We start from the raw sequence: 26,859 nt of genomic DNA on the forward strand, positions 1-26,859 counted from the left end.
CCCCCCCCCCCCCGCGGCAAGTGGCAGGCGCGGCTGCCTGGCCCCGGGGCGCTGCCCCGGACCCCGGAGTATTTGGACAATCAGCAAAGGGCAGGTCGGCCAAGGGTCTTGCGCCGCAGGCTTTGCGGTTCTAGTGCAGGGGCATGAAAATCCTGTTTCTTGGCGATGTGATGGGGCGCGCGGGGCGTGCGGCCATCGTGGAGCGGCTTCCCGGACTTCGTGCCGAATGGGGCCTTGATTTCGTGGTGGTCAATGGTGAGAACGCCTCGTCGGGCATGGGGCTGACCGCGGAACATGCCAAGGTCTTGCTGGCGGCAGGGGCGGATTGTCTGACCTTGGGCGATCATGCCTTTGACCAGAAGGATATGCTGCCCTTCATCGAACAGGAAAACCGCATCTTGCGGCCACTGAACTTTTCGAAGGTAGCTCCGGGCAAGGGCGCGCGGCTGTTCAACGATCATCGGGGGCGCAAGGTTCTGGTGGCGCAGGTGCTGGGGCAGGTCTTCATGAAACGCCCCTTTGACGATCCGTTCTCGGCCATCGACGCGGCGCTGAAGACGCATCCGCTTGGGGGCGCGGCACAGGCGATCATTGTCGACATGCATTGCGAGGCGACATCCGAGAAGATGGCGATGGGCCATTGGTGTGATGGCCGCGCCTCGCTGGTGGTGGGCACCCATACCCATGTGCCGACGGGGGATGCGCAGATCCTGACCGGCGGCACCGCCTATCTCACCGATGCCGGGATGTGTGGCGACTATAATTCTGTCATCGGCATGGAGAAGCTGGAGCCGCTGCGCCGCTTCATAACCGGGATGCCGAAGGAGCGATTCACCCCCGCCAATGGCCCCGCCACCCTGTCGGGGGTCTATGTGGAGACCGATGACCGTTCTGGCCTTGCCACCAAGGTGCGGATGATCCGCATCGGCGGCAGGTTGGAGGATGCGCGGCCATAACCCGCCCATCCTGAGGCGGCTGTGGCAGCATGGCAGCAGATTTTTCCGTTTCTGCGCTATGCTGCGGGGCGGTTGGCACGAATCCTTTGCCATAAGGGGAAGGATTATCTAGTGGTTCAGTCGAGTTTGTTCAGGAGAATCCATGCTCGGCTTGCAAATGGCGCAGGACACCCAGGCCTATGTGTCGCTGGGGATCCTGTTCGTGATGTTCGTCCTGTTCGTGCGCGAGACCTTTCCGGTTGAGGTGACGGCGATCATCGGGGCTGCCGTGATGATCCTGATCGGCATCATGCCGGAAAAGGACGCGCTCAAGGTCCTGTCCAACAACGCCCCCTGGACCATTGCGCTGATGTTCATGGTCATGGGCGGGCTGGTGCGCACCGGCGCGGTAGAGATGATCATCGGCATGGCGGAAAAGCATGTGGGTGACCGGCCCAGGACGACGATCGCCGTGCTGTTTCTGGCCGTCGGGGTGCTGTCTTCGGTGATGAACAACACGCCGCTGGTGGCGGTGATGATCCCCGTTGTGATCCAGATGGCAGCGCGGATCGGCCTTGCACCCTCCAAGCTGCTGATCCCGCTCAGCCATATGACGGTGATGGGGGGGATGATCTCGCTCATTGGCACCTCGACCAACCTGTTGGTCGATGGTGCGGCGCATGACGCCGGGATGGCACATTTCGGCCTGTTCGAGATCGCGCCCTTGGGCCTGGCAGTGACGATTGTGGGGGGGCTTTATCTGGCGATCTTCGGAAAATGGCTGCTGCCCGACCGGCAATCCATGGCCTCGCTGCTGGGGGACCGCAAGCGGATGAAATACTTCACCGAAGTGGCGATCCCGGAGGATTCCGTGTTGGTCGGCACGCCGGTGCTGGAAGTGCAGCAGTTCAAACGTTCCGGCGTGCGGGTGATCGACGTGTTGCGGGGCGATCTGTCGCTGCGCCGCGATCTGCAGGCCGCCATCCTGCAAGGTGGGGATCGGGTGGTGCTGCGCACCGAGATGACCGAACTGCTGGACATGCAGAACCGCACCGATATGCGCATCGTCGACAAGCTGTCTTCGGTCGCCACCGAGACGGTGGAGGTTCTGATCACCCCCGGCTGTCGTATGATCGGCCGCACCCTGGGCGAGTTGCGTCTGCGCCGCCGCTATGGCGTCTATGTGCTGGCGGCGCACCGGCGCAGCCAGAATATCGGGCGCCAACTGGATGAGCTGGTGGTGCAGGTCGGCGATACGCTCCTGCTGGAAGGCGCGATTGAAGACATCAAGCGTCTGGCCGATGACATGGATATGGTGGATGTGAGCCATCCCAAACAGCGCGCCTATCGCCGTGACAAGGCACCGATTGCCATCGGGGCGCTGATCTTTGTCGTGCTGTTGTCATCGCTGGATGTGGCACCGATCTATACCCTTGGTTTCCTGGCCGTCGCCGCGATCCTGCTGACCCGCTGCATCGACAGCGACGAGGCGCTGGAATTTGTCGACGGCCGGTTGATGGCGATGATCTTTGCCATGCTGGTGGTGGGCGAGGGGCTGGATCGGTCTGGCGCGGTCGAGATGATCGTGATGGGCGTGAAGCCCTGGATGGAAGGGCTGCCGCCCTTCGCGATGATCCTTGCGATCTATCTTCTGGGCCTGATCCTGACCGAGTTCCTGTCGAATAATGCGGTCGCGGTGATCTATACCCCGATTGCAATCCAGCTGGCGCATCAGTTGGGCGTCGATCCGCGGCCCTTCGTGGTGGCGGTGATGTTCTCGGCCACCTTGGCCTTCGCCACCCCTATCGGTTATCAGACCAATATGATGGTCTATGGCCCGGGCGGCTACAAGTTTACCGATTTCACCAAGGTGGGCGTGCCGCTCAATATCATCACATGGCTGCTCTGCTCGGCGCTGATCCCGCTGATCTGGCCGCTCTATCCGTAAGGAAAATGGCTGAGGCCATCGCCGAGGTCATGCGGCACGGTTTCCGCGTTTGGGCCGGTGGCCCAAAGCCACCGGCCAGCGCCCGCCCTGCGGGGGGCGGGTGCTTCGCACCTACCGGGCGGGCGATGGCCTCTCGGTCTTCGGGTGATGCGGTCTGGCGGGGCGGTTCCCACAGGGCCGGGGAAACGCGATGCGTTTCCTGATCCGGCCTCCCGCGCCTTTCCCCGCAGGGGTTGCCCGCGCCCCCTTGGCTAGTGTAAGGGCCAAGGCATCACCGTAAATCGGACCGGAGTTCAGGGGTCATGGCAGGCCATTCCAAATGGGCGAATATTCAGCATCGCAAGGGCAAGCAGGACAAGCTGCGCTCCAAGATGTTCTCGAAGCTGGCGAAGGAGATCACCGTCGCCGCCAAGATGGGCGACCCTGACCCCGACAAGAACCCGCGTCTGCGTCTGGCGGTAAAAGCCTCCAAGGCGGTGTCGATGCCGAAGGATGTGATCGACCGCGCGATCAAGAAATCGCAGGGCGGCGACGCCGAGAACTATACCGAGATCCGCTATGAGGGTTACGGCGTCGGCGGCATCGCGCTCATCGTGGAGACGATGACGGATAACGTGAACCGTACGGCCTCCAATGTGCGCAGCTATTTCTCCAAATGCGGCGGCAATCTGGGCACCAGTGGTTCGGTCGCGCACAGCTTTGATCGCGTTGGCGAAATCTCTTACCCGGCTTCGGCGGGCGACGCCGATACCGTGATGATGGCAGCCCTTGAGGCTGGTGCGGATGATGTGGAATCCGATGAGGAAGGCCACTGGATCTATTGCCAGGTCGAGGCGCTGTCGGAAGTGACCGAGGCGCTGGAAAAGGCATTGGGCGAATCCGATGAGGCCAAGCTGATCTGGAAGCCGCAATCGCGCACCGAGGTCGATCTGGAGACGGCGCAAAAGCTGATGCGTCTCGTCGATATGCTGGAAGAGGATGACGATGTGCAGACCGTCACCCATAATTTCGACATGTCGGACGAGGTTGCGGCGCAGCTGGGCTGAGCGCGTGGCTTGAGCGGATTTGAAAAACCCCGCCATTGGCGGGGTTTTTCGTTCTACGGCGGTATTCGGGCGGTGATCTTCAGGGAGCGGTCTTGAGTCAGTGCCCTTCGGGCTGTGGTCTTCAGGTGCGGGTAATCTTTGTAGGGCAGGCTGGGGCGTATGTGGACACCGCTTCGCCCCGTTTTCCTGTTCTTGATCAGCGTCGCCGCTTGGTGCCGCCGCGCTGGCCTGCACGACCTGCGGTTGATCGCCCTGCCGATTTTACCGCCACCTCCACCGCCTCGTCGATCTCGGATTGCCGCGCCAGCGGGTCGTCGCCCACAGCCAACTCGACCGCCTCCAGCCGCTTCACCTCATCGCGCAGCCGCGCGGCCTCCTCGAATTCGAGGTTCTCCGCCGCCTTGCGCATCTGTGCCCGCAACGCATCGAGATGGGCGGCAAGGTTCTGGCCGACCAGCGGCTTGTCGACCTTGGCGGTTACCCGGCTCATATCGGTGTCGCCTTGCCACAGGCCCGCCAGCACGTCCTCGACATTCTTCTTCACGGTCTGCGGCGTGATGCCATGGGCCTCGTTGTAGGCCATCTGCTTTTCCCGCCGCCGATTGGTCTCGGCCAGCGCGCGTTCCATGCTGCCGGTGATACGGTCGGCATACATGATGACGCGGCCATCGGCGTTGCGCGCGGCCCGCCCGATGGTCTGGATCAGCGAGGTGGTGGAACGCAGGAACCCTTCCTTGTCGGCATCCAGAATGGCCACCAGCCCACATTCCGGGATGTCGAGGCCCTCGCGCAGCAGGTTGATGCCGACCAGCACGTCAAAGGCACCAAGCCGCAGGTCGCGCAGGATCTCGATCCGTTCAATCGTGTCGATATCGCTGTGCATATAACGGATGCGGATGCCCTGTTCGTGGAAATACTCGGTCAGATCCTCGGCCATGCGTTTGGTCAGGGTGGTGACCAGCACGCGCAAACCCTGCGCCGCCACGCGGCGGATCTCTTCCAGAAGGTCGTCCACCTGCATCTCGACCGGGCGGATCTCCACTGGCGGGTCCAGCAGCCCGGTGGGGCGGATCACCTGTTCGGCAAAGACGCCGCCTGCCTGCTCCATCTCCCATGGGGCAGGGGTGGCCGAGACAAAGATCGATTGCGGGCGCATCGCGTCCCACTCCTCGAATTTCAGTGGTCGGTTGTCCATGCAGGATGGCAGGCGGAAGCCGTGTTCCGCCAGCGTGAACTTGCGACGATAGTCGCCGCGATACATGCCGCCGATCTGCGGCACCGAGACATGGCTTTCATCGGCAAAGACGATCGCATTGTCGGGGATGAATTCGAACAGTGTCGGCGGCGGCTCGCCCGGCGCGCGGCCCGTCAGATAGCGCGAATAGTTTTCGATGCCGTTGCAGACCCCGGTCGCTTCCAGCATTTCCAGATCGAAATTGCAGCGCTGTTCCAGCCGCTGCGCTTCCAGCAGTTTGCCCTCGTCATTGAACTGCTTCAGGCGCTGCGCCAGCTCCAGCCGGATGCCCTTCACCGCCTGCTGCATGGTCGGGCGCGGCGTCACATAATGGCTGTTGGCATAGATGCGGATCTGCTTGAAAACATCGGTCTTCGCCCCGGTCAGCGGGTCGAATTCGACAATGCTTTCCAGCTCAGGTCCGAAAAAGGAAAACCGCCAGGCCCGATCCTCAAGGTGGGCCGGCCAGACCTCCAGACTGTCGCCGCGCACCCGGAAACTGCCGCGGGCAAAGGCCGTGTCATTGCGGCGATATTGCTGCGCCACCAGTTCGGAAATGACCTGCCGCTGTTCATACATCTCTCCCACGATCAGGTCCTGGGTCATTGCCGAATAGGTCTCGACCGAACCGATACCATAGATGCAGCTGACCGAGGCCACGATGATCACATCGTCGCGTTCCAGCAGCGCCCGCGTGGCCGAGTGGCGCATTCGGTCGATCTGTTCGTTGATCTGGCTTTCCTTCTCGATATAGGTGTCCGAGCGCGGGACATAGGCCTCGGGCTGGTAATAGTCGTAATAGCTGACGAAATATTCCACGGCATTCTCGGGGAAGAACCCCTTGAATTCGCCGTATAATTGTGCGGCCAGCGTCTTGTTTGGCGCAAGGATGATCGCCGGGCGCTGCGTCTCCTCGATGATCTTGGCCATGGTGAAGGTCTTGCCGGTGCCGGTCGCGCCGAGCAGCACCTGATCCCGCTCGCCCGACTGCACACCGCCTGCCAGTTCGGCGATCGCCGTGGGCTGGTCGCCCGCGGGCTGGAAGGGCGAGTGCATGACGAAACGCTTGCCGCCCTCCAGCTTGGGGCGGGTCAGCACCTCTGGACGCTCAGAGGGGGCGTTGGTGTTGTTATGCGGCATGACGGAACGCTCTGCTGTGATCTGCCTCCAAGATGGTCTGTTTTTGTTCCGGTGCAAGCCCGTTTGCGCCGCCACCTGCCGGGGAAATGGCTTTCTTTCGAGCTGCAGGCGCGGGCATGGGGATAAAAGATGTATCGGCAACAAATATTTTTGAAAGATCTATCATCTTAAGGTTGAGTTTCTGAAAGTCTGTGGCAAGTTGGTGGGGCAAGTCAGTCCCTGCCGGTCGGCCACCCATACCCCACACCACACCCCAGGGCCGGTCGGCAGGTCTTGCAACGAAAAAGGGCCGGAAATTCCGGCCCTTTTGCATTGGATTGCGGGTTTGGCGCTGCCTTACCCCTGCAACGTCCGCACCCCGTAGCCCTCGCTGCGGGCCTTCATCGCGGCAACGGCGGCGATGGCGGCGGCGGCGGTGGTGAAATAGGGGATCTTGTCCATCAGCGCGACGCGGCGGATATCGCGGCTGTCGGCAATGGCCTGCGTGCCCTCGGTCGTGTTCATGACCAGCGCGATCTCGTTGTTTTTCAACGCATCCACGATGTTCGGACGGCCTTCATAGACCTTGCTTACCAGTTGCGAAGCGACACCTTGGGTGTTGAGCCATGCGGCGGTGCCACGGGTCGCCACGATCTGGAAGCCAAGGCTGATCAGCCCGCGTGCGGCATCCGCCATGGCCTCGGACTTGTCCATATCCTTGATCGACAGGAAGACGCGGCCCCCCTCGGGCAGCAGGGTGCCCGCACCCATCTGTGCCTTGAGGAAGGCCAGCGCGAAGCTGCGATCCCAGCCCATCACCTCGCCGGTGGAGCGCATTTCCGGCCCGAGCAGCGGGTCGACACCGGGGAAGCGGGCGAAGGGCAGCACGGCTTCCTTGACGCTGAACCAGGGCGTGATCGGATTGGCCAGCGTCATCGCATCGGCCAGCGGCAGCGGCGTGTCGGGGCCCGCATCAGCAGCATAGGGCGCGCGGTCGGGGAAGTTCGACAGGGGTTCCCCGGCCATCAGCCGCGCGGCGATGGAGGCAATGGCGCTGTCGGTTGCCTTGGCCACGAAGGGCACGGTGCGCGAGGCCCTCGGGTTGACCTCCAGCACATAGATCACACCATCCTTGATGGCGAATTGCACGTTCATCAGGCCGACAACATGCAGGGCGCGCGCCATCAGCACGGTCTGGCGCTTCAGCTCCTCGACCGTTTCGGCGGTCAGCGAATGCGGCGGCAGGCAGCAGGCGCTGTCACCGGAATGGACGCCGGCCTCTTCGATATGTTCCATAATCCCCGCGACATGGACATTCTCGCCGTCGCTTAGCGCATCGACATCAACCTCGATCGCCCCGGACAGATAGCTGTCCAGCAGCACCGGGTTATCGCCCGAAACCTGCACGGCAGTCGCGATATAGCGTTCCAGCTGTTCGTCCGAGCGCACGATTTCCATCGCGCGGCCGCCCAGCACGAAGGACGGGCGGATGACCAGCGGGTAACCGACATCTGCCGCCACCGCAAAGGCCTCATCGCGCGATCGCGCCGTGCCATTCACCGGCTGTTTCAGGCCCAGATCATGCAGCAGCTTCTGGAACCGTTCGCGGTCTTCGGCCAGATCAATCGCATCCGGGGTGGTGCCAAGGATCGGGATGCCTTCCTCATGCAGCGCATTGGCCAGTTTCAGCGGCGTCTGGCCGCCGAATTGCACGATCACGCCATGCAGCGTGCCGTTCTCCTGCTCAACCCGCAGAATCTCCAGCACATGTTCCAGCGTCAGGGGCTCGAAATACAGCCGGTCCGAAGTGTCGTAATCGGTCGAAACGGTTTCCGGGTTGCAGTTGATCATGATGGTTTCATAGCCCTGCGCGGTCAGCGCGAAGCAGGCATGGCAGCAGCAATAATCGAATTCGATCCCTTGCCCGATCCGGTTCGGGCCACCGCCAAGGATGACGACCTTCTTGGCGTTGGACGGGCGGCTTTCGCATTCCACATCGCCCATCGCAGGGGATTCATAGGTGGAATACATATAGGGGGTCTGCGCCTCGAATTCGGCGGCGCAGGTGTCGATGCGCTTGAAGACGGCGGTGACGCCCAGATTGCGGCGGGCGCGGCGCACCTGGCCTTCATCGCGGCCGGTCAGCTTGGCCAGGCGCGCATCGGTGAAGCCCATCATTTTCAGTGCGCGCAGGCCCTCTTCGGTGACGGGCAGGCCGTTGCTACGGATTTCAGCCTCGGCATCAATGATTTCGCGGATGCGCGACAGGAACCACGGATCAAAGCTGGTGACCTGCTGGATCTCGTCATTGCTCAGGCCGTGACGCATGGCTTGCGCGATCACGCGCAGACGGTCGGGCGTCTGAAGGCCGAGCGCCTTGAAGATCGAGGCCTTGTCGGGCGCGCCGGGGATAGCGATCTCGTCAAAGCCGGACAGCCCGGTTTCCAGGCTGGCCAGTGCCTTTTGCAGACTTTCATGGATGGTGCGGCCGATCGCCATCACCTCACCCACCGATTTCATCGCGGTCGTCAGGAAGGGCTCGGATCCCGGGAATTTCTCGAAGGCGAAGCGCGGAATCTTCGTCACGACATAGTCGATCGAGGGCTCGAACGAGGCGGGCGTGACCTTGGTGATGTCATTGTCCAGCTCGTCGAGCGTGTAGCCCACAGCCAGCTTGGCGGCGATCTTGGCAATCGGGAAGCCGGTAGCCTTGGAGGCCAGCGCCGAGGAGCGGCTGACGCGCGGATTCATCTCGATCACCACCATGCGGCCATCCGCCGGGTTGATCGCCCATTGAACATTGGAGCCGCCGGTTTCCACGCCGATCTCGCGCAGCACGGCGATGGAGCCGTTGCGCATGATCTGATATTCTTTATCGGTCAGGGTCAGGGCAGGGGCCACGGTGATGGAATCGCCGGTATGCACGCCCATCGGGTCGATATTCTCGATGGCGCAGACGATGATCGCGTTATCCTTGCGGTCGCGCACCACCTCCATCTCATATTCTTTCCAGCCGAGCAGGGATTCATCGACCAGAACCTGTGCGACAGGGCTGGCTTCCAGCCCGGATTTCACGATGGCCTCGTAATCGTCGCGGTTATAGGCGACGCCACCGCCGGTGCCGCCAAGGGTGAAGGCGGGGCGGATGATCGCCGGCAGGCCCACATATTCCAGCTGGGTCATCGCCTCGGCCACGCCGGCGGCGATGTCGAACTTGCCGTTCACCTTGGGGGCCGCAATGATGGTGGCCTTGGGGTTTTCAAGGCCGAGACGATCCATTGCCTCACGGAACAGCTTGCGATCTTCTGCCATTTCGATGGCCTGGCGATTGGCGCCGATCAGCTTGACCTTGAACTTTTCCAACACACCCATGTCATCAAGCGCCAGTGTGGTGTTCAAGCCGGTCTGGCCGCCCATGGTGGGCAGGATGGCGTCGGGGCGTTCTTTCTCGATGATCTTGGCCACCACTTCGGGGGTGATCGGCTCGATATAGGTGGCGTCGGCCAGACCCGGATCGGTCATGATCGTCGCGGGGTTGGAGTTCACCAGAATGACCCGGTAGCCCTCTTCGCGCAGCGCCTTGCAGGCCTGTGCGCCGGAATAATCGAACTCGCAGGCCTGCCCGATGACGATGGGCCCGGCACCGATGATCATGATGGAGGAGATATCGGTTCTTTTCGGCATGACGGACCCCGTATGTGCTGGCTGACCGCCAACCCGAAGGGGTTCGCGGTAATCTGGATTCGATGGCGAAGCGCAAATTGTCGGGGGTTATAGACAGGTCAGGCCGGGGCGCAAGGCCTTATGTCATAGCCTGGCAAGGCGATGTCGTGATGTGGCGGCCCCTCGGTCGCTTGCGCACTGGTCCGGGTTCGGACGGGGTGCTAATCCTGCCCGCAAAGGAGATTTGCGCGTGATCTTGCTTGAACACGGACCCCTGGCCCGGCCCGCCGCCTTTGACCGCGCGCGCGAGATCGTGCTGGCATGGCGGGCTGAAGATTTGGCCCCTGCTCTGGCGCGGCTTGATGCGGCGCGGGCGGGCGGGGCGTGGGTTGCGGGCTATCTGTCCTATGAGGCGGGTTACGCGCTGGAACCCAAGCTGGCCGCACTGATGCCCGCAGATCGGGCGCATCCGCTGCTGGCTTTTGGCATTTATGACGGCCCGGAACCCGCGCCAGAGGTCTCGGGCAGCGCCAGCCTTGCGCCCTTGACGCCCTTGGTGGATCGCGCGGGCTATGGCGCGGCTTTTGCCAAGGTTGCCGATTACATCGCTGCGGGCGATTGCTATCAGATCAACCTGACTTTTCCGATGGAAACCCGGCTGAGCGGCACGCCGCTCGGGCTTTATGCCAGCCTGCGTGCGCGGCAGGCGGTGGGCTATGGGGCCTATCTCGACCTTGGCGCAGGGCCTGTCATCATTTCGCGCAGCCCGGAGCTGTTCTTTTCCACCACCGCATCCGGGCGGATCGAAAGCCGCCCGATGAAGGGCACCGCCCCGCGCAGCCCCGACCCGGAAGAGGATGCGGCGCTGGCGGAGGAACTGTGGCGGTCGGACAAGGGGCGCGCCGAAAACCTGATGATCGTGGATCTGCTGCGCAATGATATCTCGCGGCTGGCGCAGGTCGGCAGCGTGAAGGTGCCGGAACTCTTCGCGGTTGAGGCCTTTGCAACCGTGCATCAGATGTCGTCGCGCGTGGTCGGGCAACTGCTGGAGCCGCCCGCGCTGGCCCGGCTGATGCCTGCGCTGTTTCCCTGCGGATCCATCACCGGCGCGCCAAAGATCCGCGCCATGCAGATCATCCGCGAGGTGGAGCCGCATCCGCGTGGCGTCTATTGCGGGGCCATCGGCTGGATGGCACCCGACGGGGCGTCCTGTTTCAACGTGGCAATCCGCACGCTCTCGGTGACGGGCGACCGGGTGAGGCTGAATGTCGGCGGCGGGGTGGTCCATGATTCCACCGCGCAGGGCGAATGGGAGGAGGCACATTGGAAAGCGCGCTACGCATCCGGGTTGAGCCGGGGCTGAAGCTGATCGAGACAATGTTGTGGGATGGCGCGGCCTATCCGCGCCTGGCGCTGCATCTGGCGCGGCTGGAAGCCTCGGCTGCCGTCTTCGGCTTTCCTGTGTCCGCAGATCAGGTGATCGCGGATTTGCCTGCGCCGATCGGGCCGGCGCGTATCCGGCTGACGCTGAATGCGGAAGGCCGGATTGAGATCACCCAGGCCACCCTGCCGCCCGCCGTCCCGCTCTGGCGGCTGGGGCTGGCCGGGATGCGGCTGGATAGCGCGGATCCGTGGTTACGCCACAAGACCACGCAGCGCGCCAGCTATGATGCGGCGCGGGCCGCCCTGCCGGACGGCCTGGACGAGCTGATCTTTGCCAATGAGCGGGGCGAGGTCTGCGAAGGCACGATCACCAACCTTTTCTTTGACCGGGGGCAGGGGCTGCGCACGCCGCCGCTGTCATCCGGTCTGCTGCCCGGTGTCTTGCGGGCGGAACTGGCGGCACCGGAAGAGGTGCTGCTGATTGCCGATCTGCCCAAGGTCCGGCTTTGGGTCGGCAATGCGCTGCGTGGCCTCATCCCGGCGGTCTGGGCGGGATGAGCCAAAATCTTCGACGAAGATTTTTGCCCCGATCCTTCGACGAAGGATCGGTCGCTACACCCTGCCGGGGTTGACTTGGCCCCTTGGGCGGTGTGTATCGGCGCATTGGGACAAAGCCTCGGAAAAGGGGAGCGTGATGCACGCCTATCGCAGCCATACTTGTGCGCAACTGAACAAGGACCATGTCGGCCAGAATATCCGGCTGGCGGGCTGGGTGCATCGCGTGCGCGATCATGGCGGCGTGCTGTTCATCGATCTGCGCGACCATTACGGCATGACGCAGGTGCTGGCCGACAGCGACAGCCCGGCCTTCGCCGAGATCGAGAAGCTGCGCGCCGAATGGGTCATCTCCATTGACGGTGTGGTGAAAGCGCGCGATGCAAGCCTTGTGAACCCGAAACTCGCCACCGGCGAGATCGAGGTCTATGTCAAGGAGGTCCGCGTTCTCGGCCAGGCCGACGAGTTGCCGATGCCGGTTTTCGGCGAGGTGGATTACCCCGAGGAAACCCGCCTGACCTACCGCTTCCTCGATCTGCGCCGCGAGAAGCTGCATCAGAACATGATGCTGCGCTCCAATGTGGTGCGCCATTTGCGCAATGCGATGTGGGATCAGGGCTTCAACGAGTTTCAGACCCCGATCATCACCGCCTCCTCGCCCGAGGGCGCGCGCGACTTCCTTGTGCCGTCACGTCTGCATCCGGGCAAGTTCTACGCGCTGCCGCAGGCCCCGCAGCAATTCAAGCAGCTGATCATGGTGGCGGGGTTTGACCGTTACTTCCAGATCGCGCCCTGCTTCCGCGATGAAGACCCGCGCGCCGACCGCAGCCCGACCGACTTCTATCAGCTGGACGTCGAGATGTCCTTTGTCGAGCAGGCCGATGTCTTTGCCGCCGTGCAGCCGGTCATTCAGGGCCTGTTCGAGAAGTTCCGCCCCGATTGCAAGACCGCAACCGATTGGCCACTGATCGCTTATCGCGACAGCCTGCTGTGGTATGGATCGGACAAGCCTGACCTGCGCAACCCGATCAAGATGCAGGTGGTCTCCGACCATTTCAAAGGCTCGGGCTTTGCGGTCTTTGCCAAACTACTGGAAAATGAGGGCACCGAGATCCGCGCGATCCCTGCACCGACCGGGGGCAGCCGCAAGTTCTGCGACCGCATGAATGCCTATGCCCAGAAAGAGGGCCTGCCGGGGATGGGTTACATCTTCTGGCGCGAGGCCGAGGCGGGTGGCGGCATGGAAGCGGCGGGTCCGCTGGCCAAGAATATCGGCCCCGAACGCACCGAGGCGATCCGCCAGCAGCTGGGCCTTGGCCTTGGCGATGCGGCCTTCTTCCTGGGTGGCAAGCCCGAGCAGTTTGAAAGCTTCGCAGGTCGCGCCCGCAACGAGATCGGCCGCGAGCTGAACCTGTCGGAAACCAACACCTTCCGCTTTGCCTGGATCGTCGACTTCCCGATGTATGAGAAGACCGATGACGGCAAGATCGACTTCAGCCACAACCCCTTCTCGATGCCGCAAGGCGGGATGGAGGCGCTGCAGGGTGATCCGCTGTCGGTCTATGCCTATCAGTATGACCTTGCCTGTAACGGCTATGAGCTGATCTCGGGGGGCATCCGCAACCACAAGCCGGAAATCATGTATAAGGCCTTTGAACTGGCCGGGTATCCGAATTCCGAGGTCGACAAGCGGTTCGGCGGTATGGTCAAGGCCTTCAAATACGGTGCCCCTCCGCATGGTGGTTGTGCCATGGGGATCGACCGCGCCGTGATGCTGCTGGCGGATGAGTTGAACATCCGCGAGGTCATCATGTTCCCGATGAACCAGCGCGCCGAAGACCTGCTGATGGGGGCCCCGTCAGAGCCGATGAACGAACAATTGCGCGAGCTGCGCCTGCGTGTGGTGCCGAAAGACGCCTGAGCAGCGCAGCAGTTTCCCGAGCCTTGGGAAATTGCAGATTTCACACGAAATTTGCCCGCGTCCCTGCCAATGGGGGCGCGGGTATTTTGTTGCCCTGAGGATATGATGGCGCATCATCCGCTTTATGCCGGCTCCGTTCCGGTTTTCGATCATTATCTGGCGCAACTGGCGGCGCTGGTGGACCGCACCGCCGGGCGCGAGCATCTGCTGGCGGCGCGGCTCGCCTCCGACATGTTCTCGGCGGCGCAGCAGGTGGCAACGGCCTCAGGCTTTGCCCTGCGGGTGGCCTATCCGCTGGCCGGGCGCGCGGCACCGCCCGAACCTGCGCAGGATATGGACCGGATCGGTCTTGGCCGCCGGATTGCCGCGGCCCGTCAGGCGCTGGCCGAATTGCAGCCCGCTGATTTTGACGGGGCCGAGGCCCGGCGCATCCGCCATCGCGCGGGCTTTGCCGAGCTGGATCAAAGCACGTCGGAGTTTCTGCATCTGTTCGGGATGCCGAATTTCATGTTCCATGCCAGCATGGCCTTTGCGGTGCTGCGCCGTGAGGGGCTGGAGATCGGCAAAGCCGATTTTGACGGCCAGCATGACTATCCGCACGGCTTCCGCTTCTGAGGTCGGCGGATATTTGCGGGGCTTTTGAGGCTTGCGCCTGCCGGGGGCTGTCAGGCGACCCCTGCACAGCCTATCTTGGGGTGCAAGATCAGCCGAAAGCCCGCATATGCCAGATCCCTCCGATATCCTTGCCTTCCGCTTTGGCTATGGACTGCCCTTGCCTGCCGGATCTCCGGCCGAACCGGACGCAATCCTTGCCCGGCTGATCGGCCCCGATCAGGGAATGGCGCTCTGGCCTGGTCCGACCGAGGCCGAGGTGCAGGCCCTGCTGCTGCGCTGCACCGAGGCGCGGCGCGCGGCGCGCAAAAGCGGGCGCCGGTCGGACGAGCGAAAGATCTTCACCTCGGTCTTGCGGGAAGTGCTGGTGCAGGACGAGCTGTTCATGAGGCTGGCGCTGGCACGCGGACTCGATAGCCCGGACGGCTTTCGCGAGCGGCTTGTGCGGTTCTGGGCCGACCATTTCACCACCATTGCCCGCACCCGCGATCATAAGGCGGTGATGTCGGGTCGCGCCGATCATGTGATCCGCCCCCGCCTGACCGGACGCTTTGCCGATCTCTTGATCGCGATGGAGACCCATCCGGCGATGTTGCTGGCGCTGGACCAGTCCAGCTCGATCGGGCCGAATTCGCCGGTTGGCAGCAAACGCAATCTGGGTCTGAATGAGAACCTTGCCCGCGAAATGATCGAACTGCACACGCTTGGCGTCGGCGCGGGCTATAGTCAGGAGGATGTGCGCCAGCTGGCCGAATTGCTGACCGGGCTGAGTGTGGAGCCAGGCATCGGCACCGCCTTCAACCCACGCTGGGTGGAGCCGGGGCCGGAAACCGTGCTGGGGCGCAGTTATGATGGCGAGGGGCTGGCGCCGATCCGTCATGTGATGGAGGATCTGGCGCATCGGCCCGAAACGGCCTTGCATCTCGCGCGCAAGCTGGTGGTGCATTTCGTCTCTGATCAGCCGGACGCGGATCTGGTTGCGCGCATGGCCAAGACCTATCTGGCCAATGATACCGCCATGATGCCGATGTTGCAGGTGCTGCTTGCTGACCCTGCGGTGCAGCAGGGGCCGCTGCAAAAAGCACGGCAACCCTTTGATTTCATGGTGTCGTCCCTGCGGGCGCTGGGCGTGACCGGGGCCGAGGTGCTGCGCATGGCGCGCAAGCCCTTCCTGCGGATGATCCGCGATCCGCTGATGGTCATGGGGCAGGATTGGGAAAATCCGCGCGGTCCTGACGGCTGGCCCGAAAGCGCCGAAAGCTGGATCACCCCGCAAGGCCTTGCCGCCCGCATCGGCTGGGCGATGGAGACCCCGGGGCGATTGGTCAAGGCCGGGGCCATGCCCGATCCGCAGGTGATGCTGGCGCAAAGCCTTGGATCACTGGCCGATGAAGGGGCGGGCGAGATGCCGCTGTCGCGGTTGGTTGCGCGATCCGAATCGCAACGCGAGGCGGTGGGGCTGATCCTTGCCGCGCCGCAGTTCAACCGTCGCTGAAAAGGGCGCGTCATGGCCGATCTGAACCGTCGTCACTTTTTGCGCGCAGCCTCTGCCTCGATCCTAGGCTGTTCGGCGGCGGCAAGCCCCTGGCTGACCACCGTGACGCTTGCGCAAGCTGCGCCCTCGATGGGGGATCATCGGCTGATCGTTGTCATCCTGCGCGGTGCGATGGATGGCCTGGATGCATTGCGCCCGATGGGCGATCCCGATTTTATGCTGCGCCGGCCCACGCTTGCCGAAAGTGGCGGGCCGGGTCTGCCGCTGGACGGGTTCTTTGCCCTGCACCCGTCGCTTGCCGGCCTCGCCCCGCTGTGGGGCGCCGAGGAATTGGGCTTTGTCCATGCCACCTCCACCCCCTATCGCAACAAGCGCAGCCATTTCGACGGGCAGGATATTCTGGAAGCGGGGACCGGACTTGACGTGCCACAGCCCGAGGTGCGCGACGGCTGGCTGAACCGGATGCTGCATGTGGTGCCGGGGATGCAGGCCGAAACCGCTTATGCCATCGGGCGTGAGGCGATGCCGCTGCTGGCGGGGGCCGCGCCGGTGCGGTCCTGGGTGCCGGACCAGCGGCTGAAACTGTCGCCGCAGGCCCGCAGCCTGCTGGAACAGGTCTATCACGACGATCCGCTGTTCCATGAGGCGGCAATGGAGGCGATGGATCTGGCGGATGATTTGCGTCTGGAAGATGTGGCGCGCGCGCGCGCGGCGCTCGAGGCCGCGGACCCGGATGCTCCGATGGAGGATCCCATGATGGCGCGCCCCTCCGGCTTGCCGGGGCGCAAGCTGGCCGATATCGATGCGCTGGCCAGCTTTGCTGCCGGGCGCCTGCAGGGCGAGACACGGATTGCGGCCTTTTCTCTGTCTGGTTGGGACACCCATCGCCGTCAGGCCGGGGCGCTTGGCGAGAGCCTGTCGGGGCTGGAGCGGATGATCCTGAAGCTGCGGACGGATCTTGGTCCGGTCTGGGACAAGACGGTGATGCTGTGCATGACCGAATTTGGTCGCACGGCGGCGGAAAACGGCTCGCAAGGCACAGATCACGGCACGGGGGGCGCGATGATCATGGCAGGCGGCGCGTTGCGCGGCGGGCGGGTGCTGGGCGATTGGCCCGGCCTGTCGGAAACTGCACTTTATGACCGGCGCGATCTGATGCCGACCTCCGATGTGCGGGCCTGGGCCGCCTGGATCATGCGGTCGATGTATGGGCTGGACCGCACGGTGCTTGAGGGGGCGGTGTTCCCCGGCCTTGAGATGGGCCCCGATCCGCGCCTGTTGCGGTGAGGCGTTGCGCTTTGCAATCGGGCTGCTAACCTGCCGGAAATTCTACGGGTTCGGGGGCTGGTATGGTGGTTGAGGCAACGGGAGACCTGGCGCATTTTGCCCCGGCCCCGCATCCGTCGGGCGTGGTTCTGGAAGGCAGCTATACGCGGCTGGAGCCGCTGGATGGCGAAGCCCATGCCGCTGATCTTTATCGCGCCGTGGCGGGGGAGGATGGTCTTTGGACCTTCATGCCCTATGGCCCCTTTGCCGGGGCGGCGGCCTATCACCGCTGGGTGAAGGATCGTGAAACCAGCCGCGATCCGGTCTTTGTGGCGATCCGCGATCTGGAAACCGGCCATGTCGGGGGCGTGGCCGCTTTCCTGCGCATCGATCAGGCCAATGGCGTAATCGAAGTTGGCCATATTTGCCTGGCGCCGGAATTGCAGAAGACCCGCGCCGCGACCGAGGCGATGTTTCTGATGATGCAATGGGCCTTTGCCATGGGATATCGCCGGTTTGAATGGAAATGTGACGCGCGCAATCTGCCCTCGCGCCGGGCTGCACAGCGGCTGGGTTTCAGTTTCGAGGGCATCTTCCGTCAGCACCTGATCGTGAAGGGGCAAAACCGCGATACAGCGTGGTTTTCGGTGATCGACAGCGAATGGCCGGGCTTGGATGAGGCCTTCCGCGCCTGGCTTGCCCCCGCGAATTTCAGTGATGGCGGGCGTCAGCGCGAAAGGTTGTCGGATCTGACGCAGCTGGTGCGTGCAGCCAGTGATCCCGCGCTATGAGGGGGCTTGATTGCCTTGGCCGGGCCTTGCTCACTGTGGCGCTTATCCTGCCTGCGCGGGCGGTTCCTGCGCAGGAGATCACGTTCAACCCCGAAACCTATCAATGCGATGGCGCGGCGACGGTCTATGCGACCTATTTCGATACCGCGCTGAGGCGCTATGTCGTTCTGGGCTTTGACGGACAGCAGATCGCCTTGGAGGCAGCGGCGCATGATCCTCGCGATCTCCGCTATGAAAGCCCTGATCCGCGGGACAGTCATGTCTGGTGGCTCAGCGGCGATCGCGCCATGTTGTTGCATGGCACGGGCGATGATGAAGCGTTGATCTATGGGGAATGTCTGCCGATGGATTGAGCGTGGCGCAAGGACCCGGCCTTATGGTCACGCTGGGCGGTCATCATGGACGGTCCGGGGCGAGGCTGCGGCCCAGGGGTTGCGCCAGCCTTTGGTCGAGCAGCGCGGCAAGCGGGCCATGGCCATTGTCCCCCTGCCGCAGCGCGTTCTGGGCGGCTTGCGCCAATTCCTCATCCTTGGCGGCCTGCGCCACGCCCGCCAGAAACCCGGCGATATAGCGCAGATGCACCCCGCCGCGGCGGCCAAGCAGCATCGAGGCGGCATAGGACAGATCATCGCGCAGTGCCATTTCATCAGGCAGGGGCAGGGTGGCGGGATCGGATACTGGCCCCGATGCCGGATCGAATTGAGGCGGGCGCGACAACAGGCGCAGGATCAACGCCTGAAATCCGGCGAGCCCGGGCACAGGTTTGGCCTGAAATGCGTTGGCACCGGCTGCTATTGCGGCCGTCTGCCCGTCGGGATCGCCCGACAGGGCAAGGATCGGTGGGTGGTTCGGGCGCAGTCGTAAATCCGCGATCAGCGCGCAGCCATCGCCATCCGGCAGCCCCAGGTCGACCATCACCAGATCGGGGCGGTAGCACCCCAGATGGGCCCGGGCGGTTGCCAGCGATTCTGCCCGCCGCAATCTGGCCCCAGAACGCTGGCACATCAGGCGCAGCGCATCCGAGGCGAGGCGGCTATCCTCGACCGCAAGCAGGGTCAGGCCCTGCAGAGGCAAATCGGCCGCGCCCAGCATCACCGTGCCCGGACGCACCCGACCGGGGGCGGCGGGCCCCGGCAGATGCAAGGGTGGTTCTGGCGTCAGGTCTGGCATCGGCCCCCGTCGTCATTGCGTGCCGATCCGTCGGCGCGTGATACGATCCAAGCAGAAAGCTGCTAATGCGGCGTTAACAGCGCAGGGGCGCGAGGCCAGGCCATAGGGGCGAAACTGTCGCGGCGTCCGACCTTCATCGGTCTTGCGCAAGCTCGGGTGCGCGCCCATAAGCGGGGACAGTTGCGGGGCATGGCCCGCCCCGCCATTGGCCAGCCAAGAGGGAGCGCAGGGATGATCGGACGTTTGAACCATGTGGCAATCGCCGTGCCGGATCTGGAGGCTGCGGTCGCGCAGTATCGCGATACGCTTGGTGCCTCGGTGCGTGCGCCGCAGGACGAACCCGATCACGGGGTGACGGTGGTCTTCATCGATCTGCCCAATACCAAGATCGAACTGCTTTACCCCTTGGGGGAAAACTCTCCCATCGCGGGATTTCTGGAAAAGAACCCGGCAGGCGGCATCCATCACATCTGCTATGAGGTGGAGGATATCCTTGTCGCGCGCGACCGTCTGAAAGCGGCGGGCGCACGGGTTCTGGGCACGGGCGAGCCGAAGATCGGCGCGCATGGCAAGCCGGTGCTGTTCCTGCATCCCAAGGATTTCAACGGCGCGCTTGTCGAGTTGGAGCAGGTCTGACATGTCCATCACCGCCGCACTGATCGTTTATGCCGTGACATGGTTCATGGTGTTCTACATTGTCTTGCCGATCCGGTTTCAAAGCCAGCAGGACAGCGGTGCGGTGGTGCCGGGCACGCCGAAATCGGCACCCTCCAGCGAGAATGTGAAGAAGAAGGCCCTGATCACCACCGGGGTGACTTTCGTGCTCTGGGTCGGGATGGTCTGGTTCATCACCAGCGGCATCGTCACCGTGCGGGATCTGGATTTCCGTGGCACGCTTGGCCCCGCGCCGGTGGAGCAGGAGACGGAGTGAGGCTGTCGTCCCGCGACCCTCAGGGCCGCGGGGCATTTCCGGGCCGCGCGGCGTTTGCAGGGATCTGCGCTGCTGCATTCAGCCGGTGGAACATATGGGTGAAGGTCGCAACACCCAGCACCGGGATCAGCAGGTTCACCAGAGGGATCGACAGCGGGGCCGCCATCAACGTGCCCGCCAGCCAGATCTGCCCGGCATGACGCGCACGCAGGGCCTTGGCGCCCTCGCGGCCCAGCCGGCGCATGGCGACCAGCATGAAATATTCCCGCCCGAGCAGCAGCCCGTTCACCGCCCAGAACACCAATGGGCTGAAGGGGCCTGCGAAGATATAGACGATCAGAGCCAGGGCGTTGGCCGCAACCAGCAAGCCGAACAGGTTCAGCGCGTCGATCAGCGTATCGGCCAGTTTCAGCGGGGTAACGGCGGGCAGGCCAGGGTAGTGCACATCCTCGACCGCTTGGGCCACATCCTCCAGAAACAGGCCGGAGAACAACGCGGCCACCGGGATCATCAGGAAGACCGACAGCCCGATCATCAGCGCCAGCGAACCGATCGACACCAGTGTATCCAGACCGCCGACCGACCCGACCCACGGGATTTCCACCGAGGCGGGCACCAGCCATTCGATGACCGCCAGCATCCCTGCATAGACCCCGACCAGCAGCGCCAGCGACAGGCCAAGGCCAAGCGCCACGACACGCAGAAAGCGCGCATCGCCCAACTGGCCGAGTGCCTTGAGAAAATCCTGAAAGATCAGCATTTTATTCCGTCGTCCCCGATCATGCGGTCATCCACTTGGTGAGGCTGGCCACATCCGGGCGCGGGCGTTCGGGCATCGCATTGGCGGCTGTGCCGATATGGACGATGCCCGCCACGCTTTCGCCGGGGGCAAGGCCGAAGGCCCGTTCGGTAAAGACTGCATCATGGCTGGCCCAGCCAGTCAGCCAGCAGGCACCCTAACCGGCGGCAAGCGCCGCATTCACCAGCTGCAGACAGACGCAGGCCGCCGATGCCGTCTGCTCCGACAGTGGCACCTTGGGATGATCCTTGGGCGAAGATACGACGACAACCGCCAGATTGCCCTGATCGAATTGCCCGCGCCCCTTGGCGATCTTTTCGGGATCGCCCCCCAGTTCCATCGCGCGGGCTTCTGCCAGATCGGCCAGACGCGCCATCGCGGGCTTGGTGACGACGATCAGGCGCCAGGGCTCCAGCTTGCCGTGATCGGGCACGCGCAGCGCGGCCGTCAGCAGCGGGGCCAGTTGATCCGCATCCGGGACAGGCCCGGTCATGACCTTGGCCGGGACGGAGCGGCGGGTCAGCAGGAAATCAAGGGCTGCGGCATTGGGGTTCGGCATCGGGGTCATCCTGTTCTGTCGGGTGCAACATAGGCGCGGGCAGGGGCAGGGGGAAGCCGCCGATGGGCAGAAAACCACCGGCGCTTGCCCGGCGGGGCTTTTCGTGCGCCGGGGCAGTCGCTATCACGCGGGAAGACCCGAATGTTGCACAACTTTCCCATTGTCACCCCGGAGGATCAGGGAATGCAGATCACACGCCGGACCGCCCTGTTTTCGGCGCTTGCCCTGAGTTTGGCGGCTTGTGGCGGTGGACGCCGCAAGGCAAAACCTGCCCCGGAGGCGGCCTCCGGCGGCGGCCCGGCCGAGGTGAACCGGCTGATCTCCAAATATGCACGGGAATATGATGTGCCTGAATCCCTGGTGCATCGCGTGGTGAAGCGGGAAAGCAGCTATAATCCGGCGGCGCGCAACGGGCCCTATTACGGGCTGATGCAGATCCTGCCGCAGACCGCCAAGACGATGGGCCATCGCGGATCGCCCTCGGATCTGCTGGATGCCGAGACCAATCTGAAATACGGCGTCAAATACCTGCGCGGTGCGCATATGGTGGCGCGGGGCAACCCGGATCGGGCGGTGATGTGGTATTCCAAAGGGTATTACTATGAGGCCAAGCGCATGGGTATTCTGAAGGAAACCGGCCTGCGGGGCTAAGATCTTGGCGCGGCCAAAGGGGCCGGATCTTTCGGCATATGCGGTGCCGGGCGCGGAATTTGCCCTGCGGGTGATCCCGCGTGCCGGGCGCAACCAGATCAGTGAAGAGAACGGCATGTTGCGGGTGCAGGTCACCGCCGTGCCTGAAGACGGGCGCGCCAATCGCGCGGTGCAGGATCTGCTGGCCGAGGCGCTTGGCGTGGCGAAGGGGCGGCTGACCCTGATCCGGGGGGCGACGTCACGGGACAAGCTGTTCCGGCTGGATTGACCGTGATCGCGGCACCTTTGCCGCCGCTTTTGCCGCATTTGCGGCCTGCAATCGTGGATTGCCGGGTTTCTGCCGCTTGTATCTGCTGCGCCTGCGGGTAAAATGCAGCCTACCCAACCGGCGGGCTGCCGGAGGATGGGTCTTCCGAACCGGAGTGCAGCATGTCCTGGACCGACGAGCGCGTCGAGACGCTCAAGAAAATGTGGGCTGAGGGCCAGAGCGCCAGCCAGATCGCCAAGGAGCTTGGCGGGGTCACGCGCAATGCGGTGATCGGCAAGGTGCATCGTCTGGGCCTGTCGAACCGCGTGGGCGGCCCGGGCAGCAAGGATGAGGATGAGGGGGTGGCCGAAGCCGCTGCGCCCAAGGCCGAGGCTGCAAAGCCTGCAGCAGAGCCGGTGGCGGCGCAACCTGCAACCCCGCGCCCGGCAGAGCCGCGCGTGGCACCTGCCCAGACCGCAGCCGAGCGCCCCGCCCCCGCGCAACCCGCGCAGGCACCGTCCAATGTGACGCCGATCCCGTTGCGCAAGGCCATTGTGCCGGCTGGTCAGCCGCTGCCGCCGCAACCCTCGATCAATGAGATCAGCCCCGAGACACTGGCTTCGGCTCGTGAAGTCGAGAAGCGCGCGCGCCGGCTGACCCTGATGGAATTGACCGAGCGCACCTGCAAATGGCCGATCGGCGATCCCGCAACCGAAGATTTCTGGTTCTGCGGTCTGCCCTCGCAGCCCGGCAAGCCCTATTGCGACGCGCATGTTGGTGTCGCCTTCCAGCCGATGAGTGCGCGGCGCGATCGCCGCCGCTGAGGCGAAGATTCGATTGCCCATCTTTGGCGCCCGCTGATTTTCAGCGGGCGTTCTGCTGACAGGAGCCCACATGACCGATGATCGTAGCACGGACGCTGCCGCAGCACAGGATCGCCTGGACGCGATTGCAGCGGAACAGCCGCCCTTCGCCCGCATCTTGGGGCTTCGCATCACGCGGGCCGCGGTGGATCGGGTCGAGGCCGAGATGCGGGTGACCGAGGCGCTGACAAATCGCAATGGCAATCTGCATGGTGGCGCGATCATGGCGCTTGCCGATAATCTGGGCGGAACCGCCACCTTTCTGAACCTGGATCCGGGGCAGGGCACGACCACTTTGGAAAGCAAGACCAACTTCTTCCGCCCGATCGATCCGGGCGAGGTGGTCTATACGGTGACCGAACCCTTGCATCGTGGCCGCAAGACGCAAGTGTGGCAGACCAAGCTGCTGAACAAGGACGGCAAGCTGATTGCGCTGGTGACCCAGACGCAGATGGTGCTGCAAAAGGTGCAGGGCTGAGGTTACGGGGTCAATCGGGAAAGCGCAGGCGGAATGCCGCACCCGTGCGCCCGTCCGGCGGGGGGATCACCGCGATCTCGGCACCATGGGCCGCCAGCAGGCTGGCCACGATGGACAGGCCCATGCCGGTGCCGCCCGTGTCGCGCGTAGTGGTGAAAAAGGGCTCGAACACATGGGCGCGATTGCCATCCGAAATGCCGCGACCATCATCCGAGACAATCAGTTGTCCCGGTGCCGCGACCAGCCAGACATGGCGCGCGCCATGGGCCTGCGCATTGCCCAGCAGATGCCCCAGCACCAGCCGCAGCCCCGTGGCTGCAAGGGGCAGGGGCTGCGTCGCGCCCTCGGCCCGGAGGGCAAGCGCGGGGTGATCGCTCACCAGATCGGGCAGCAGATCCGCAAGACAGGTCTGCCCGAAGTGACCGGGCTCGCGTGCAGCGGCCATGGCGCGCAGGCTTTTCAGCTGTGTCTCCATCTGACGGGCGGCGGATTTCATCTGCGCAACCAGCGCCAGATCCTCGGGTGACAATGCCCCATCTTCCAGTAATTCGCTGGCGGCAATCAGCGTGGTGACCGGGGTCTTCAGCTCATGTGTGACGTGATCGGTAAAGCTGCGGATCGTGGCCTCGCGATTGCGCAGAACGCCTGCCATCTCGATCACGCTTTGGCCCATCTGATGCAATTCGCGGGTGCCGAAATGCGCGGGCAGATGGGTATTGCCCTGCCGGGTTGCGGCGGCAAAGCGCGCCAGATCGCGGATCGGGCGCAGCAAAAGCCGCACCAGCAGCCAGAGCAGAAGCAGCGTCAGCGCCCCGATCAGCATGGCCAGCAACAGCGCGGCGAGCCGAAAGCCGATCTCTGGCCCCAGATAGCGCAGCACAACCAGCCCCGCGAGCGATAGCGCCAGCGTGCCGCCCAGCGCACCGCCCAGCACGAACCACAAGGGCGGGCGCCATTTGCGCATCAGGTGGCACCCATGCCGATGCCCACACCATGCACGGTGCGCAGCGCCTCGGATGCGCCGGCAAGGGCCAGCTTGCGGCGCAGGTTGCGCAGATGGCTGTCCAATGTGCGGTCAGAGACCGGGCTTCCCACGCCCCAAAGCGCGTCGGTCAATTGCGACCGGGTCAAGACCCGTTCGGGTGCGCGCATCAGTTCGGACAACAGTCCCATTTCGGTTGCAGTCAGATCCACCGCCGCGTCATCCACCCGACAGCTGTGGCGGCTGCGATCCAGCGTGATGCGGCCATGGCGCAGCGGACGCTCTGATCCGCCACCTGTGCTGCGCTTGAGGATGGCACGCACCCGCGCCACCAGCTCACGCGGCGAGAACGGCTTGGTCACATAGTCGTCGGCCCCCAGTTCCAGCCCCAGAATGCGGTCCACCTCATCGTCGCGGGCGGTCAGGAACAGGATCGGCACCTCGGACACATGGCGGATGCGGCGACAGACCTCCAGCCCGTCCATCTCGGGCAGGCCGATATCGAGCACGATCAGATCGGGCACCTCGCGCGCATTGTGCATCAGCGCCGATTGGCCGTCAGATGCGGTCAGCGTGGTAAAGCCTGCGCGGCCAAGCGCGATGGTCACCACTTCACGCAGGCGCGGATCGTCATCGACCACCAGAACCTTCATCGCCGCACCACCTCCTCAACCGCAATATCGGTGATGTAACGAGAGACCCGCCACGAGCGGAACCCCCAATCGCGCCAGCCCTCGATGGTCGGTGCATCGCCCACGCAGACCTGGCCTTCGGGGTGGCGGGCAATCTCGGCTGCGGCCATCGGGCCCAGGCTGCAGGTGTAGTAGAGATCGACATTGGGATGGGCGAGGTTCCAGCGTGCTATGATGCCTGCGAAATTCACGAAGCAGCAGAGGTAAAGCGTGATCAGGCCAAGGGCCGCGCTGCGGGTCATGAGCCAGAGATTGCTGCGCCCGCGCAGGATCTGCCACAGCGTCAGCGTCAGGCCAAGCGCCACCATCGCCATCCAGATCGCCGCGTAAAGGCGCAGATAGGTCAGGCCATAAAAGCCGACATACTGATCCAGCCGCAGCAGCGCCGAGACGGTCAGCGCCACGTTCTGCGCAAGCCATAGCAGCATCAAGGGCTTCAGACTGCGGCGTTCTGCCAGAAAGGGCCGGGCGGTCAGCGCAAAGACCCCGGCCAGCAGCGCGGTCGCCAGCAGCGGATAGGCGCCGCGATGGGCGTATTGCGCGGCGGTCATGCCGGGTGGCAGCGCGGCCCCTGCCCAGAGATAGGCCGCATCCATCAGGGTTTGCACCGCCAGCAGCGCGTTGAACAGGATCAGCGCGCGATGCACGGCCTGTGCCGTCAGCCCGAACTGCGCCTGTCCGATGCGAGACAACTGGCCGATCTGTGGCAGATGCAGGGCAGGCTGCGGCGTGAGAACCGGCCAGAGGCAAAGCGCAAGACCCCCCCAAAGCAGGATGCGGGCCGGGTTCGGGCTTGGCAGTTCCAGACGGTGCAGCCAGTCGGCCAGAATGGGGTTGGCCTCCAGCAGCAGCGCCATCAGGACCAGTGAGCCGCCGATGGGCAGCGCCCAACCGGCCAGCAGGCTGCGCGGGCGCGGCAGGGTCCGGCCCGCCGCAAGGTCGCGGCTGAGGCCAGGCAGCGCCATGGGCAATGCCACCGGCACATGGGCGATCAGGCCAAGCGCCCGCGACAGGGTGCCCGCACCGGGCAGGGTGCCATCGCTGGGCCAGAGGCAGGCCAGCAGCAGCCCGGCCAGAAGGAACAGCACGGACAGCATCTGCGCGTGCTCGATCACCGGCAGGGACATAAGGGCAAGCATCGTCAAAGGCGCGCGCAACCCATGCAGGCGCAGGGACTGCGCATGAAGGACACGCGTCGCGGCAAAGATGGCAAAGGCATAAATCGCAAGCGACAGGCCCGGCGCGTGGCCGTAGAACAGCAGATCCCCGATCAGCACCAGCCCCGCCAGCAGCGCCAGCAGGCGCGGCAAATGGCGGGTGGCGGGCCGGGCCTGCGCCGCGGGCTCTGGGTCTTCATCCAGCCACCAGGCATCACGGGCAATCGCGCGGGGCAAACCCTGCAAGGTCATCATCTGGGTCACGGGCACTGTCCTCTATCGGTTTTGCCCAAACCATGCCGCCGCACCCCCGCAACCGGGCCGCAGCCCTTGTGCAGATTTCGTGCAGACCCGCAGAAAAC

The 26,859-nt window shown here is 64.1% G+C and carries 24 protein-coding genes and 1 pseudogene; 17 read left to right on the forward strand and 8 right to left on the reverse strand.

What is annotated here, in order from left to right; all coding sequences use genetic code 11:
* The first annotated feature begins 143 nt into the window (after positions 1-143).
* The 3 genes from GBJ34_RS06795 (at position 144) to GBJ34_RS06805 (ending at position 3,929) form a co-directional block, all read left to right on the forward strand.
* Positions 144-956 carry a TIGR00282 family metallophosphoesterase gene (locus tag GBJ34_RS06795; protein WP_151718518.1) on the forward strand — a complete coding sequence of 271 codons (813 nt, stop codon included), beginning with the start codon at positions 144-146 and terminating at the stop codon, positions 954-956.
* A 142-nt stretch (positions 957-1,098) separates the two neighbouring features.
* Positions 1,099-2,883, forward strand: coding sequence for an SLC13 family permease (locus tag GBJ34_RS06800; protein WP_151718519.1), 1,785 nt, complete (start codon positions 1,099-1,101; stop codon positions 2,881-2,883).
* Positions 2,884-3,185: 302 nt separating this feature from the next.
* Positions 3,186-3,929, forward strand: a complete 744-nt coding sequence (locus GBJ34_RS06805; protein ID WP_151718520.1) for a YebC/PmpR family DNA-binding transcriptional regulator — start codon at positions 3,186-3,188, stop codon at positions 3,927-3,929.
* Positions 3,930-4,125: 196 nt separating this feature from the next.
* Here GBJ34_RS06805 and uvrB read toward each other — a convergent pair whose 3' ends face one another.
* Together uvrB and carB are read right to left on the reverse strand one after the other, a co-directional pair.
* Positions 4,126-6,303 (reverse strand): excinuclease ABC subunit UvrB, encoded by a 2,178-nt coding sequence (uvrB, locus tag GBJ34_RS06810; RefSeq protein ID WP_151718521.1) that lies wholly within the window; start codon positions 6,301-6,303, stop codon positions 4,126-4,128.
* Positions 6,304-6,639: 336 nt separating this feature from the next.
* On the reverse strand, positions 6,640-9,966 hold the full coding sequence (gene carB / locus GBJ34_RS06815) for a carbamoyl-phosphate synthase large subunit (RefSeq protein ID WP_151718522.1): 3,327 nt from the start codon (positions 9,964-9,966) through the stop codon (positions 6,640-6,642).
* A 229-nt stretch (positions 9,967-10,195) separates the two neighbouring features.
* On the opposite strand from carB, the gene GBJ34_RS06820 reads away from it, so the two are divergent.
* The 8 genes from GBJ34_RS06820 to GBJ34_RS06855 all read left to right on the forward strand — a co-directional run bounded on the left by GBJ34_RS06820 (position 10,196) and on the right by GBJ34_RS06855 (position 18,321).
* A complete protein-coding gene (locus tag GBJ34_RS06820; RefSeq protein ID WP_151718523.1) occupies positions 10,196-11,308 on the forward strand; it encodes an aminodeoxychorismate synthase component I in 1,113 nt (370 codons plus the stop codon).
* Positions 11,269-11,886, forward strand: coding sequence for an aminotransferase class IV family protein (locus GBJ34_RS06825; RefSeq protein ID WP_226341076.1), 618 nt, complete (start codon positions 11,269-11,271; stop codon positions 11,884-11,886). Before GBJ34_RS06820 ends, GBJ34_RS06825 begins: the two co-directional genes overlap by 40 nt.
* Positions 11,887-12,022: 136 nt before the next feature.
* The gene (gene aspS, locus GBJ34_RS06830) at positions 12,023-13,804 is read left to right on the forward strand and encodes an aspartate--tRNA ligase (protein ID WP_151718524.1); all 1,782 of its coding nucleotides are present in this window, start codon (positions 12,023-12,025) and stop codon (positions 13,802-13,804) included.
* Positions 13,805-13,909: 105 nt separating this feature from the next.
* Positions 13,910-14,419, forward strand: coding sequence for a DUF1993 family protein (locus tag GBJ34_RS06835; RefSeq protein ID WP_192931130.1), 510 nt, complete (start codon positions 13,910-13,912; stop codon positions 14,417-14,419).
* A 106-nt stretch (positions 14,420-14,525) separates the two neighbouring features.
* Positions 14,526-15,911 (forward strand): DUF1800 domain-containing protein, encoded by a 1,386-nt coding sequence (locus GBJ34_RS06840; RefSeq protein ID WP_151718526.1) that lies wholly within the window; start codon positions 14,526-14,528, stop codon positions 15,909-15,911.
* A 12-nt stretch (positions 15,912-15,923) separates the two neighbouring features.
* The gene (locus tag GBJ34_RS06845) at positions 15,924-17,198 is read left to right on the forward strand and encodes a DUF1501 domain-containing protein (protein WP_151718527.1); all 1,275 of its coding nucleotides are present in this window, start codon (positions 15,924-15,926) and stop codon (positions 17,196-17,198) included.
* A 62-nt stretch (positions 17,199-17,260) separates the two neighbouring features.
* Positions 17,261-17,968, forward strand: coding sequence for a GNAT family N-acetyltransferase (locus tag GBJ34_RS06850; protein WP_151718528.1), 708 nt, complete (start codon positions 17,261-17,263; stop codon positions 17,966-17,968).
* Positions 17,965-18,321, forward strand: a complete 357-nt coding sequence (locus tag GBJ34_RS06855; protein WP_151718529.1) for an MliC family protein — start codon at positions 17,965-17,967, stop codon at positions 18,319-18,321. Before GBJ34_RS06850 ends, GBJ34_RS06855 begins: the two co-directional genes overlap by 4 nt.
* A gap of 43 nt (positions 18,322-18,364) precedes the next feature.
* On the opposite strand, the gene GBJ34_RS06860 is transcribed toward GBJ34_RS06855, so the two are convergent.
* Positions 18,365-19,138 (reverse strand): response regulator, encoded by a 774-nt coding sequence (locus GBJ34_RS06860; protein WP_151718530.1) that lies wholly within the window; start codon positions 19,136-19,138, stop codon positions 18,365-18,367.
* A gap of 231 nt (positions 19,139-19,369) precedes the next feature.
* On the opposite strand from GBJ34_RS06860, the gene mce reads away from it, so the two are divergent.
* A complete protein-coding gene (gene mce, locus GBJ34_RS06865) occupies positions 19,370-19,774 on the forward strand; it encodes a methylmalonyl-CoA epimerase (RefSeq protein ID WP_151718531.1) in 405 nt (134 codons plus the stop codon).
* Position 19,775: 1 nt separating this feature from the next.
* Positions 19,776-20,069, forward strand: coding sequence for a DUF1467 family protein (locus GBJ34_RS06870; RefSeq protein WP_151718532.1), 294 nt, complete (start codon positions 19,776-19,778; stop codon positions 20,067-20,069).
* Between the two features lie 19 nt (positions 20,070-20,088).
* On the opposite strand, the gene GBJ34_RS06875 is transcribed toward GBJ34_RS06870, so the two are convergent.
* Both GBJ34_RS06875 and GBJ34_RS06880 read right to left on the reverse strand, forming a co-directional pair.
* Complete coding sequence (locus GBJ34_RS06875; protein ID WP_151718687.1) at positions 20,089-20,823, reverse strand: EI24 domain-containing protein; 735 nt, start codon at positions 20,821-20,823, stop codon at positions 20,089-20,091.
* 25 nt (positions 20,824-20,848) lie between these two features.
* Positions 20,849-21,427 (reverse strand): annotated as a pseudogene (locus tag GBJ34_RS06880) (nitroreductase family protein).
* A 183-nt stretch (positions 21,428-21,610) separates the two neighbouring features.
* Here GBJ34_RS06880 and GBJ34_RS06885 point away from each other — a divergent pair.
* The 4 genes from GBJ34_RS06885 (at position 21,611) to GBJ34_RS06900 (ending at position 23,666) form a co-directional block, all read left to right on the forward strand.
* Entirely contained in the window at positions 21,611-22,078 is a 468-nt protein-coding gene (locus GBJ34_RS06885) for a lytic transglycosylase domain-containing protein (protein ID WP_151718533.1), read from the forward strand.
* Positions 22,079-22,082: 4 nt separating this feature from the next.
* On the forward strand, positions 22,083-22,346 hold the full coding sequence (locus GBJ34_RS06890) for a DUF167 domain-containing protein (RefSeq protein ID WP_151718534.1): 264 nt from the start codon (positions 22,083-22,085) through the stop codon (positions 22,344-22,346).
* A 161-nt stretch (positions 22,347-22,507) separates the two neighbouring features.
* Complete coding sequence (locus tag GBJ34_RS06895) at positions 22,508-23,149, forward strand: GcrA family cell cycle regulator (protein ID WP_151718535.1); 642 nt, start codon at positions 22,508-22,510, stop codon at positions 23,147-23,149.
* A 70-nt stretch (positions 23,150-23,219) separates the two neighbouring features.
* Positions 23,220-23,666 (forward strand): PaaI family thioesterase, encoded by a 447-nt coding sequence (locus GBJ34_RS06900; protein ID WP_151718536.1) that lies wholly within the window; start codon positions 23,220-23,222, stop codon positions 23,664-23,666.
* 10 nt (positions 23,667-23,676) lie between these two features.
* Here GBJ34_RS06900 and GBJ34_RS06905 read toward each other — a convergent pair whose 3' ends face one another.
* The 3 genes from GBJ34_RS06905 to GBJ34_RS06915 are packed head-to-tail and all read right to left on the reverse strand — an operon-like array spanning position 23,677 to position 26,752.
* Positions 23,677-24,630 (reverse strand): sensor histidine kinase, encoded by a 954-nt coding sequence (locus tag GBJ34_RS06905; RefSeq protein ID WP_151718537.1) that lies wholly within the window; start codon positions 24,628-24,630, stop codon positions 23,677-23,679.
* Complete coding sequence (locus tag GBJ34_RS06910) at positions 24,630-25,301, reverse strand: response regulator transcription factor (RefSeq protein WP_151718538.1); 672 nt, start codon at positions 25,299-25,301, stop codon at positions 24,630-24,632. The genes GBJ34_RS06905 and GBJ34_RS06910 overlap by 1 nt, the downstream gene beginning before the upstream one ends.
* Positions 25,298-26,752, reverse strand: a complete 1,455-nt coding sequence (locus tag GBJ34_RS06915; protein ID WP_226341088.1) for a DUF4153 domain-containing protein — start codon at positions 26,750-26,752, stop codon at positions 25,298-25,300. The genes GBJ34_RS06910 and GBJ34_RS06915 overlap by 4 nt, the downstream gene beginning before the upstream one ends.
* Positions 26,753-26,859: the final 107 nt, after the last annotated feature.

Source organism: Gemmobacter serpentinus, from assembly GCF_008973825.1.
In the GTDB taxonomy this organism is placed as follows: Bacteria; Pseudomonadota; Alphaproteobacteria; order Rhodobacterales; family Rhodobacteraceae; genus Gemmobacter; species Gemmobacter serpentinus.